This window comes from Legionella busanensis (genome assembly GCF_900461525.1).
Classification (GTDB): domain Bacteria; phylum Pseudomonadota; class Gammaproteobacteria; order Legionellales; family Legionellaceae; genus Legionella_C; species Legionella_C busanensis.
In genome coordinates this window covers 264,221-276,726 of sequence record NZ_UGOD01000001.1, presented here as the reverse complement: position 1 = coordinate 276,726, position 12,506 = coordinate 264,221, and the positions used below count along the sequence as shown (strand labels likewise).

The window sequence follows — 12,506 nt, the reverse complement described above, 5'->3', positions numbered from 1 at the left end:
GGTAATTTATCTTGCTAATTGAATCAAAGTTAATTAATTGGGAAAGAGTTATTCTCTACATTTCTGTAGTCAGGGAAAGAGGCATGCATGTGTGCTATTTTCCAAATACCTTCATCTTGCTCAATAATTAAAGTACCTCGTAAATGTTCAAATAAATAATTCTTATTAGCAACTATAATTCGGGCATTACAAACTGCCGCAGCCCACAAAGCATTATCAGGTGTCGGTACAAAACGTACGACTTCTATTTTAGAGCTCTCCGACTGGCTCCAATCTCTCGTTAATTGTTCTTCAATTTCCTTTGATCCTACTCGATATTCGTCAAGACCTGATCCCCAAACATTAGCTTCTTTTGTAAAAAGGCTAAGTGTAAAAGATAAATCACGCATGGCATAACCTTCGCAAAATTGTTCAAATAGATGTTGGGCAGGTTTAGCTAATTTCATCAAACTCTCCAAAATTAATTTTACTTTTTGCAGAGTTTAATAGATATAATTATTTTGTCTGTCCGTTATAAATACCTACATCTAGCAAATCTTCTAAACAGCAGAACAAGAATATAACATACGTTCTATTTCAGACCAGGAGGAAAATTCTGTCCTTTGTTTAATCCTCACTAAATAAGTCTCAACGGTTCGATGTGACAGATCGAGACACCTGGCAATCTGTTTATGTGTTGCTCCTTGTAACCATAACCTTAAGCAAGTTAATTCTTGGGTAGTGATATAGGTCGATTTAGTTTTTCCTTCTACTGTAATTCGATCTTGATGCAAGCAAATATCTTTGTAATTCACATCGCGATAAGCGGTAGGAAGGCTTAAAGGATTTTTATTCAATAACGTTATTAATTCTTTATTTTGTAATTCAAAATCAAAAATAAATTGTTCTATGGCTTTTAATTTATTGAGGTAAAATGCACCCGGATTTGGGTGCTCATAAGGAAGCGTTACAGCAATCATGTCGTAATAATTTTTGTTACGCCTCACCAACGTAATCCCATTATGGAAATTATATTTTTCTCGAGCAATCTCCACCGGCATACTTGGTAGCTCTTCATCCCAGAAAAACCAATATGAATGAGATTTTATATGTTCATTACCAAAAGATGAAAAAACAACAGGCTCATTTTCAATTTTCTGAAAATATTCAAATAAGTTTGTATCTGTAACGAGGCAATTTATAGAACCATCAGCAAAACAACGTAAATACTGAAAATAATTAAAACCAAATATATTTAAAAAATTTTTACTAACTTCGCAGACTCTATTCTTTAGTAAAAAGATTGGATGGTTTAAATCAATTTTTAAGGACATTGATAAAGATTTTATTACAGCTTAAACAAATAATAACAAGCTTAAATTATGTATTCAAGTTGTAACCTTTTAGCCAAATATTTTGCCTTAATTAATTTTGGATTAAAAAGGAATAACTTCCTTGTTTTATTCTTATCTTTAAAGTGCAGTCTTTATTGTTTTTATTAGTTTTTCTTCTTTTCGTTTAAAGAGTCAATAAATAGGGATATAAATTTAACCTATTTAGAACATCCATATTTTATTTTTTTTAATTTTTCTTTAATCTTTATTATTTTTATTGATTAAATAAGCAACCTTAAATCCATAAAATCATATTTTAGTAAATAACATCCCTATCTCTTTTTCTTATTGTTTTATTCTTATTACTTATTTTTATTGTTTTATTTTTATTAAAAATTTCCTTTTCGATTTTACTAACCATTTTTATTTTTATAAGTAACCCTTGAGACAATAATTGTTATTATTGTTGTTTTATTCTTATTATTTCTTGCTTTAATTTTTATTAATTTTATTACTATAAATGCTCTTTGTTACTAACAGGAAGAGTAACAATTTGTTATTAACGAAAAATTTCTATACCCCTAAATTTATTTATATCCTTAAAAAATTGTTAATAGATAACATAATTAAAGAATTACGGGCTAAGTAGTTGTATAAATATTGAATATTATATTTATTTAATGTAATATATTTAATCAATATAATTAATTTGATTTTAATTATTTTATTTAAAAATGCATATCAACTTAGAAAATGAACCTTTGCGCCTACTTAATTACACTAATTTTGTAAAAAACACATGCGCCGTATTATTTAAAGCGATAGGAATTAATCATTTTAGTTACATTGAAGCGGATGAAACAGGTAATTATTTTTGGTTAGACAGTCATGATGAATACTTACATCAATGTATTTTACAGGGCATTATTAAGAATAAACCTCTAAATATTTTAAAATCTTATCCTAAAAAAGGGTTCTATCTTTTAGATACTTATCCGCAAAATGAGCAGGAAACTTATAAGGATGCCGGTAAATTGTTGCAAGATTTTAATTTCGGCCATTCATTTCGCATACTTGAGATTCTTAATAGTAAGGATAAAGTATTAAAATTCTACTGCTTTGATGCGCCCTTAGATAAGCCAGATATAAATCATATTTATTTAAACAACCTTGATATGTTGTCTAAATTTAATAACTATTTTGATAGTCAATTAGCTTCAATCCGCCCTCTTTTGCCTAAACTTTCAATTGCAAATCAACTTGAGTTTATGCAACTCATGAGTACAGCCTTTATTAAAGAATCGATTACTCTTGCCATTCCTTTTAATAAAAAAAGCTTTCATCACAACACTCATTTAACGCTAAGAGAAAAAGAAGTATTATGGTGGCATATACGGGGAAAAACTTCGGATGAGACCGCATCTCTCCTTGGAATTTCAAGACGTACCGTAGAAAGACACTTTGAAAACTTACGGGAAAAATATGATTGTAAATCAAAAAACCAGCTTATTCTTAAATTAGCTTCTGGTTATTGATTGAAAATTTCCCTAACACGTTATTTCATTGTAGGCTTGTAGCACACTCTAATATACGCCTATTAAATTTTTTACAGACATCTTATCGCAAAGCTCTTTGAAAAATTTCATTCGTTTATTTAGCAAACTACCTGCTTTATATACTAGATAAACTGTGTATCGAGGCGGATTTTTAGGAAAATGCATTTGAATAACTGATTGATTGTCGATATAAGACTGGACATATGTTTTTGGCAAACAAGCCACTCCATAACCACGCGCAACTAGATCAATCAACACATTAAAATCAGTAAAAGTAAGATAGGGTTCAATAAATTGTACTGTATCTAAAATAGAATCTATATACTTTTTGATGAATGGCAAATCGTTATTATAAGCAAGCCAGCGTAATGAATGAAGGCTAGAAACAAATGAAGCCACATTTGTTTGATCTAAGTAATTTTTCCAACGCTCAGTTCCAACAAAAATTAATTCATCATCAAATAATTTAATAAATTTGAGATTAGGATAATCAAATTTAACTGACGTAATTCCAAAATCTATTAAATTATCTTGCAATGCATCAATTACTTCTTGATTGTTATTAATATAATTTACTCTAAGTTTAATTTCATGCTCAAGGCAGATACCTATTTTAGGGGTTAAAATCTTTTGAGCAAATTCATTGATGCAACCTATTTTTATTATACCTTCTCGTGTATTGGTATATTTGGAAAAGCTATCGATAGCGCCCCTTAATTTATAAAAAGGTTCAGAAACTAAAACAGCTAATTTTTTAGCAGCAAACGTAGGCTTAATATATTTACCTTCACGTATAAAAAGTGTCTTACCTAAATAAATTTCCAAATTTTTTATTTGAGTTGACACAGCCGCTTGTGTAATATTTAATTTTTTACCCGCTTTGGAGAATGACCCGAGCTCATAAGCGAATAAGAATGACTCAAGATTATTATAAAACTTCATCGCTAATACCTTGAAAACCTCACAACTGGTTTATTTTCAATCAAGTCGCGATTTTAAATAATCTTAGCCAAAATTAATATGGGTAATTTTACCCATATTTATTAAATATAAAAAATTTTATCGAAGAAAAAGCTTAAAATTGAGTTTAGTAAAACGATATAGATAACACCTATTAGGTTAATTTCTCTAATAACCTGATTGCCAATACCTCAGGATTGAATAATAAAAATTAACTCTTACTCGTTGATATTTATTCAAAACTAAGTGTATTTTAAATATTTTCTCATTATGTAAGTTGTATAGCTTTTAAAATTTCTTGGTAGCGTAGCTACGATACGATAGCCTAATTTTTCATAAAAAGGTTTTGCTTGAAATTGAGCAGTATCAAGTTGGATAAATTCACAGTCATAATTGTGAGCAACTTCTTCTAATTTTTTAAATAATTTTTGACCTAAACCTTTATGCCGCTCCTTTTCAGTAACCCATGCCATTTGTACCATACAAACTTGTTCAAATATTTCACCTTTAATACCTGCACTAATATTGTCTTTTTCATCGGCAAGGTAAAGAGTAAAGGGCTTAAATTCAAAAGGTCCTATCTTAGATTCATTAAATTTTCTTAAATTCTCACCAATTTCCTTAGCGGTCTGATTTACTTCTTGCTCATCAAAAGTTATTTTTATTTTTTGCATTTTATAGAATTTTAAAAGTTCAATTTTTAAAGGCCTAACTCAATTTTTTAGAATGGGCTTAATATAAGAAGGCGAAAATTTTAAATTTTTCCTTATAATAGAGCTAGTTATTTAAATTTAGGGCTGAAGGGTACCGCCCTGGCTTGGTTCTTCTTGTAAATGATGCTCCTTTTTAATCTGAGCTAAATCAGATTTAAAAAGCTCACTATTTGTTTTAAATAAATTAAAGAGTGATTTACCAGTTAAAGCATAGACGATACCCATGACAGCAAGGCCTGGGATAATGCCAGTCGCTAAAGTAGCTACAATAATTGCAACCCCAGAAATAAAGCGTTTTGTCGGTATATCTTTATTATTTTGAATAATCTCAATATTGGTAAATTGTTTGCCTGGCTCTTTTGCATTAAGCAGCTCAAAATACCTTTTTATAGTATTTTGATTTTTTTCTGAATTATCTAAGGTGCTAAGAAGCTTTGCAATTATTGCATGAATTTCTCGGTTTTTTAGCGATAAACTTGCTTGATATTTTTTGGTGGCCTCTGCAAGTTGATTAATGATTAACCCAAACTCTTCTTGGTTATCAGAATTTTCCACCCCAGCATTTATCTCTTCATCTAAGTCTTGTTCTGTAGCCTTCGTATTTATATCATTAAGGTTAGGAACCTGAATATTTATCTGAGGAAAAGGCAAATCTTTTTCTTCTCGTTTTTCTTCCTTAGACGTTAAGCCATCCGAACTCTGTACCTCAAGATTGAGCTCAGTCGTTGTAGGGAGATCATTCTTTTGGTGTTCTGTATTTTGTTTATTTGCATGATCTCTATTATAAACCACGCTATTTTTATCAGTACTAAGTGTCTGATTCTGGTAAACTTCTGACGTAAGCTCACATTGTTTTCTAAACTCCTCACCTATATTTTCCGCGACATAAATTGAGGCTTCGGAACCACCATGACCATCATAAACACCAAGAAGCAAAGCCGGTGTATTGGATGTAATTGTTTGGATAGCAACAGTAATATTATCGGTAGAGCCAGCTTCTTTTGCTTTAGTCACTAAAGCTTTAGCTATTTCTGTTTCAGGTAACTTATCATTTGCTTCTGAAATTTCTTTCAAAGCCTCGAGTAGAAACTCCTCATGTCCTTTTTTTGTTTGAACATTTGCACCATCGGTAAAACCATCACAGGTATTAATAATTTGTACTTTTCTTATTGCATTTGGACTAACTTGAAAAGTTTTTGCAAGTGTATTGATACTAGTAATATCAATTGTTGCCTCAGAGCAAACACCAATTTCTTTAAAGTATTTATCACCAATGCCTCTTGAAACAGCCAGTTGGCCACCCACTCGATCAAAATAAACTCTGCCGCCAGCATCTTCAATACGTTTTTTTTCAATAGGGACCTTTGCCTTATGTATTACTGAGTTTAATCTAACAACCCCTAAAAGTTGATTATTATTGTCATAAACCGCTGCAAAAGATGCTGCGTCTGCTAATAGTGCGGTAATTAAGTTCCCTTTTCCATCATAAATAGTCGTTGCTGCTGTTGTGCCATCACCACAATCATTCTGTAAAAATTGTTCATCTAAATTGCGATAAGTTGTCCATAGCCTCTTACCAATTTCTTCTGGTGTTAATGTATCTACAGCATTCTCTAACGTTTCCCAAGCCAAAGCATCTTCTTGTTCGCCACGATACCTTGAATTTTGAATTTCAAAATAACCAAACGGTTGCTCATTATCCTGATAGAAAACGTTTTCCGCTTGAGAGCGATCATATTTTTTTATGTGAGAAGTAATTTTTGGCATACGTTTTTCTTAGTAAAAACTTTTAGCCAAACTTATCACATAGCTAATACATAATAAACATTAAAATCACAATTTGATCATCTAATTTAACCATTAAAAGAAATGCGATAGGATGATGCTTGAACAAAGAATTGATTGCTATAAATAACGCCATAATAATTAAACAAAGAGCTAATAGATGCGCTATTTGGAAAAAAGTCACGAGCAGGTTTATTTTGATTGCTTAAATAATATTATTCTTCTTTTAGCCGATACTTTTTGAACTCTAGATTTGCTTTAGCCAGGGGCTTTAGTTTAATACGTGCGAGACCTAGCTTTTTAAGCAAAAGAATATAAATCCATCCTATATCCACTTCATTAGAATAAAATGAAAACTTAGCCGAAGCGGGATACTGATGATGATTGTTATGCAACTCTTCACCAGCAATTAATAACCCAAAACTGGTAATATTATGTGACTTATCTTTAGTTTCAAAGTTACGATAACCTAAGTAGTGGCCTAGGCCATTAATAATACTGGCTTGAAACATAATTTGTAGAATCATTTGTAGTGTCCACAAAGGAATAGCCCATATACCAACTAGGAGTATTTCAATCACTAATAAAATGATTGGCCCTATTATTGAATATTTACTATACCAATGTTTCTCTAAATAATCATTATCGCTAATAATTCCATACTTCTCGACTACTTGCTCAGATTTGGCTTTATGATAAAGTTCAAATCCTGATGTAAATAACGTTTTTAAGCCATAGATAGCCGGGCTATGTGGATCTTTGTCGGTATCTGGCGCCTGATGATGCGCTCGATGTACAGCAACCCATTCACTGCGGTTGGTACCCGTTGCAAGCCAAAGCCAAAACCTAAAAATATGGCGTATAATAAGATGAAATCTTACTGCACGATGAGTTTCGCTTCTATGTAAATAGATAGAGACAACAATCATTGTAAAATGACAAGCTAAGACTAGATAAAGTAAGGACCACCATACATTAATACCAAGCATCCCTTGCGTTACTGAAGGATAAAAAAGCGCTAAAATCCAAAATCCAATCATAATCGTAATTGTTAATAGACTATATTTAAAATGAGCAAAATTGGTTTTTTTTATTGCCTCTATTAGCCTATCTAACAAGAGCATACTGGTAAGGTTGTCGTAACACTTATCTGGACCTAATCCTAACTTTAAGTTATTGATCTTTTCCTCTTCAAAAATAGGGTCTACCTTACCTTTGGTCAATCGATCCCAAATAGTAAGAACAGTTGCAAAATTTTTAGCATTTGGATCTTCAAGGTGATGAAGTACATGATATCTGGGCGTAACAATAAATAAGCTTAGATAGCGCTCTACTGTCTTATTAATTTTAAGATTCGAATGTGCCCATAACATAATTACGGCCTGAATAACATCACAGAAAAAGATAATTATAAAGTACGGTCCGAATATAAAAATTGCACTAATTTTAATAAAATTAACAGCAAGATATTCAAGAGGGTGAAAACGTATAGCCGTTGTAGTATTTAATGATTTATCTGAATGATGAACTTTATGAAAATACCAAAAAAATCGATGAGCATGAGCTAACCTATGGTAAGAATAATAAACTAAGTCATTAATTAAAAACCATAAGATGAAACCTAGCCATAGGGGAACTGTAAAATAATGAAAAAGGCCAAAATTATATTGTTCACAGAATAAAGCGGCAGAAAGGGTGCTAAGAGGAATAGCAATCACAGCACTTAGCATACCCACCCCCCAGTTTAATAGGCGTCGTTTTTGTCCTCCTTCTTTTCCCAAACTATGCAATGGAATAAAAACTTCTAATATAATAAATAACCCAATCATCATGAAAAAAAATAACATCCTTATTATGCTATAAAAGTCAGCATCATAAAGATCCACAAACAGCCTCCAAAACACATCAGTATTTTTAAGTATAGATTAATAGCTCGATAAATAAACAAATTAATTCATTTTTGTACTTTAAAAAGCCAAAAATTAGTAGATTCATTAGCTTGAAGATAACAAAGGAGATGTAAATTATATAAATAATTGGCTATAAACAAATCGTTTAATACTAATAGAATGAATTATAGGGTAACCTTAGTAGGTATTAGTAAACCTTAATTACGCTCTGCTACATCAAGGCTACTTAAGAATATAGCAATAAGAGTTTTACCTTAATTTTTAAGAATTAAAGTATTGATTAATAAATAGATAGTTGATTTATTAAAGCTTAATAATATTATTTAACCTCTTGAAATTCTTTTAGTTCTTGCTGAAGCTCAGCAATTTTTTTCTCCCGACAGGCGCTAACTTGCGTAACTTCGATACTTACACCATCGACTTTTTTCCCCAAAAGTAAAGGTTTCATGCAATCTTGCCAGAATTTTTTATCTTTATTTTTGAAATTAGCAGCTCTGCATGCCTTAGCAATTGCATCACAAGCAACATATTTTGTGTCATTTGCAAAGGATATAGGAGAAAAGAGAAACATTACTGTAATAATTAGACTAAGTTTTTTCATATACTCTCATCCTTAAGCTCATAAATATTTATTAATATTAAGATATAAATTTCACTTAATCAAAACCAGATCCACTAGGTACAAATTTTTGATCATGTAAAAATGTATAAAGTATTATTAAATGGATAGTCTTCTTTTCTTCATTTGACGCTTTCAAGGCCCTAAAACGGAATATTAAAGCTCTTTTGATTTTATTTTAAGGTTAAATCAGTACCAAATGGTCGATTTGTATTTTCTTTAGTTAAAATACAGTTGATAAAATCATTACTAAGCCCAATTTAACCATTAGACATATTCTTGCCAGTACTAATTACATCATTAGTAATATAAATAAAGGATTCTGTTGGATAGCTTGGAAAAAAGACGGAATTGAAACCTAAATGAAGAAATTGATATTTTGAGTTTCTTTTCTTTCTATTCCTACTGCGGTTAAACCGCAGTAGGAATAGAAAATCTTTACTTCATTACATAATATATTGTACACCAATTGCAAATATGTAGTTTTTATTATCTAGACCAGCTGAATTAGGAATATATGAACGCCTTCCCGAACTATTATTCTTAATTTCTGTATCTGCTTTAGTATTGCCATAATTGGCATAAGAGGCTTCAGCAAAAACCTTAGCATTCTTAGTAAAATAATAACCTGCATTTAAGGTAAGTGAGTGATATTTGGCCTTAGTTCCCCACTCTTTAAAGGTTAAATCACGCGAATAATGCTCATCTCTATCTTCGGATTTTACCCAATTACTTAACTTCATTAATAAATTTAATTCAAAATTGTTTATTGCATATTTTCCTGCTAATCCTACATAAGGCGTCTTAAATTTTTGTCGGTAACCTATTCCAGGCTCATTATCTTCAAAACAACCAATTTGGCGAGCATTGTCATATATAAAACAGCCACCTTTCGCTCTCAAGCTAAATGAGGTTTTTTCATAACCACCAAGTAGGCCTAGTTTGTAGCTCGGCTTATTAAGCAACCAAGTTTGTAAACTAACATCAATGCCATTAGCATTATTAAGATGCGTATTGTCATGATAAGACCAATGCGTCCAATTCGATTGATAATTATTTAACCAATCATAATCATCCATAAAGCCACTACCTTTGGCCAATGTTGCCCAACCTTTGCCATTAATGCTAAGCCAAGGCTTTACGTCATAATTTAACTCACCTTTCGCTATTAATGCGCTATCTATTCGCCAATCTAACTGGCTTATCTTTTTATTTTTGTTTGCCTCATACACATATTCATGCGCTTCGCCAGATAAATGCCCTAATGCTGCATTGAATGATAAGCCATCAAATTTATACGCGGTATCACTATCAGAAGCGCTTGCTGTTATAGGCAATAGGCTTACTAGTGACATAATCGCTAAAATGCTTGGTTTTTTTCTCATAGCTACTCCTAATTTTATTATTAATGGAACTATTTGAATCCCTTGCATTTGAGGTTGGCGTTTAGAGAGGCGAATTTTTTGCTGAAAGCTACCTTAACGGAGAAAACTTAAGGTTTTCTTAAGAAGATGATGTTTTTAGTCTGCATTTAATTAATTATTTTTAGTTTATTACTTCCTAGTCATTGTAGATATAAAGTTTACTACTCTAATTAAAAACTTTATAAACAATTAAAAAAAATTGGATTAAATATATAGAGTGAATTATATGTTCAATTATTGTATAATTAATAAAAATGTAGGTTAATTAGCATTAAAGTAAATCAGAGCCTATTATGGCATATCCCGTAATTAAGTTTATATTAGGTATAGATAACACTAAATCATTGCAAGAAGCTATTATTCAAGCGTGGCGCAAAGGCCATGACAAACTCCGTATTGAATTTTATAGTAAACTGGGTAAAAAAGTTGATAGCGTAGTTGTTGATGTCTCTTTTCAAAATGAGAAACTTGAAGATTGTATAAACTTTACTTCTACTCCTGAAGCTATTGATAAAATTAGGGAAGACCATAGAAAAATAATTACTGCTAAACTTCAATCAATTTTAAAAATTGTAAGAGAAACCAGACAGGATTCAGAAAGAACATTAAAAGAAGAAGCAGAAAAAAAACTAACTCATTACATGAAAAATTTTCCAAAAAATACATATAATATTAACTTTGAAGTTCTAGAAAAACTTCTAAAATTGGAAATTATTAGAAAAAAAATTACTTGTTTAGGAAATCTAGCTACTTACCTTTACAGGCAAAGTGAACAAGCCCTGTACCAAGAGCTTCTTACAATTCTTAGCCGTAATATTGAGCTATTAAATGTAAGTACAGAAGTTAATCCTAAACAGGATTATACAAAAAAAAATCTACAATATTTAGTATTTCACCGATCTTCTATGCAAAATTGCAAATTTACTCAAGCTAATCTTAGTCATGCAATACTTGTAGATTGTTCTCTCTCCTTTACTAACTTTGAAGGTGCAAATTTAACAAATACTTATTTACAGGGCTCTGATTTAAGTAACGCAAATCTAATAGGCGCTGATCTTAGCGGGGCAGATTTTACTGATGCTAATTTAAACAAGGTGAATTGGGGCCACGCTAAATTTTCAGATACTACCATAATCGACTACAATAAATATGGCCCAGATATTATCTTTAGCCAATTAGATGCTATTGGTGAAGCACATGACTTAAATTTAGCTCAGAAAAAAGCACATGCACGAGAGTGTCTAAATAAAATCATACCTAAAATTAGTTCGAATAAAACTCTATTAAAATTGATAACTCTTATTAATGAAAAAAATGGAAAATATGCTTATCTTAGAGAAGAGCAAGCCTGGTGGCGATTTAACAATTATGGTAATACTAAAACATGGTCAACCATTATGAGCCTATTAAAAAAACAGTTTGACGCTAATGTTTTAGGAGAAACCACTTTAAATAGAGAAGATAGAGATAGTTATTCACAAGAAGAATTACATACTTTTCTTAAAGTTTTGGCTGAGCATCATGGGCGAGGCTTCGGTACTGTCAGCCATACTCAAGTGCCTTACTACCTTAAAATTAAAGATAGATTAGATAATTTAAATCACCTAAATTCTTTATTTATTAATTATAAAAAGGATCTTGAAAATAAAATTATTCGTCTTGCAGCTGCTATGCCTTCAGATGTGAAAATTTCATATTATAAGGAAGAGACAAGAGAAATTGATTTAGCTAAAATTATTAAGCAAAGTGGAACTGGTCATTCTCTTTATTGGCATTCAGGTACCCTTAGAGATAAATACCGTTGGAAAGCTCATTCATCGGAATTACATCCAGAGCTTTCTGCCGCAATTAGCTGGCTCAATGTTAGTGAACAAATGTTACAAAAATTAAAAGAAACTCAATTATTTGATAGTAAGCTCATTATAGATATTCGTACTATCATTGAGGATAAAGAAGGAGAGTTAGGGATAAACGATAGTGCTTCTTTAATTGAAATCAAAGATTTATTATTAAAGTATAATAATTTGGGTGAGCTTCAGTATGCAACATCGAACAACACATCATCTAATACTTCCTCTTATACTTTTTAGACTAGGTATAAAAACACTACCCCTATCGTTTATCTGAAATACATACCTACATCCCTCAAAATATAATCTAAATTCTAAATTAACTAAAAGCTCAAGATCTTTATACTATTTGCTCTATTTTATCCCTAAAATTGCT

10 protein-coding genes are annotated in these 12,506 nt (G+C 31.0%); 2 read left to right on the top strand and 8 right to left on the bottom strand.

All coding sequences use genetic code 11. The features are described from left to right. Positions 1-29: 29 nt before the first annotated feature. Both DYH30_RS01300 and DYH30_RS01295 read right to left on the bottom strand, forming a co-directional pair. Positions 30-446 (bottom strand): nuclear transport factor 2 family protein, encoded by a 417-nt coding sequence (locus tag DYH30_RS01300; RefSeq protein WP_115329789.1) that lies wholly within the window; start codon positions 444-446, stop codon positions 30-32. Between the two features lie 93 nt (positions 447-539). Beyond that, positions 540-1,313, bottom strand: a complete 774-nt coding sequence (locus tag DYH30_RS01295) for a helix-turn-helix transcriptional regulator (protein WP_115329787.1) — start codon at positions 1,311-1,313, stop codon at positions 540-542. Positions 1,314-2,047: 734 nt separating this feature from the next. Here DYH30_RS01295 and DYH30_RS01290 point away from each other — a divergent pair. After that, positions 2,048-2,848, top strand: coding sequence for a helix-turn-helix transcriptional regulator (locus DYH30_RS01290; protein ID WP_115329785.1), 801 nt, complete (start codon positions 2,048-2,050; stop codon positions 2,846-2,848). Positions 2,849-2,896: 48 nt separating this feature from the next. Here DYH30_RS01290 and DYH30_RS01285 read toward each other — a convergent pair whose 3' ends face one another. The 6 genes from DYH30_RS01285 to DYH30_RS01260 form a co-directional block, all read right to left on the bottom strand. Further along, the gene (locus DYH30_RS01285) at positions 2,897-3,811 is read right to left on the bottom strand and encodes a LysR family transcriptional regulator (RefSeq protein WP_115329783.1); all 915 of its coding nucleotides are present in this window, start codon (positions 3,809-3,811) and stop codon (positions 2,897-2,899) included. Between the two features lie 260 nt (positions 3,812-4,071). Next, positions 4,072-4,527: a GNAT family N-acetyltransferase gene (locus DYH30_RS01280; protein ID WP_341273198.1), complete on the bottom strand. Its 456-nt coding sequence runs from the start codon at positions 4,525-4,527 to the stop codon at positions 4,072-4,074. A gap of 93 nt (positions 4,528-4,620) precedes the next feature. Next, the gene (locus DYH30_RS01275; RefSeq protein WP_115329779.1) at positions 4,621-6,309 is read right to left on the bottom strand and encodes a PP2C family serine/threonine-protein phosphatase; all 1,689 of its coding nucleotides are present in this window, start codon (positions 6,307-6,309) and stop codon (positions 4,621-4,623) included. Between the two features lie 233 nt (positions 6,310-6,542). Further along, positions 6,543-8,213 (bottom strand): sterol desaturase family protein, encoded by a 1,671-nt coding sequence (locus DYH30_RS01270; protein WP_115329777.1) that lies wholly within the window; start codon positions 8,211-8,213, stop codon positions 6,543-6,545. A 343-nt stretch (positions 8,214-8,556) separates the two neighbouring features. Beyond that, positions 8,557-8,838: a hypothetical protein gene (locus tag DYH30_RS01265; protein WP_115329775.1), complete on the bottom strand. Its 282-nt coding sequence runs from the start codon at positions 8,836-8,838 to the stop codon at positions 8,557-8,559. A gap of 464 nt (positions 8,839-9,302) precedes the next feature. Beyond that, positions 9,303-10,241, bottom strand: a complete 939-nt coding sequence (locus tag DYH30_RS01260; RefSeq protein WP_115329773.1) for an omptin family outer membrane protease — start codon at positions 10,239-10,241, stop codon at positions 9,303-9,305. Between the two features lie 332 nt (positions 10,242-10,573). On the opposite strand from DYH30_RS01260, the gene DYH30_RS01255 reads away from it, so the two are divergent. After that, positions 10,574-12,370, top strand: coding sequence for a pentapeptide repeat-containing protein (locus tag DYH30_RS01255; RefSeq protein WP_115329771.1), 1,797 nt, complete (start codon positions 10,574-10,576; stop codon positions 12,368-12,370). The last annotated feature ends 136 nt before the right edge of the window (positions 12,371-12,506 follow it).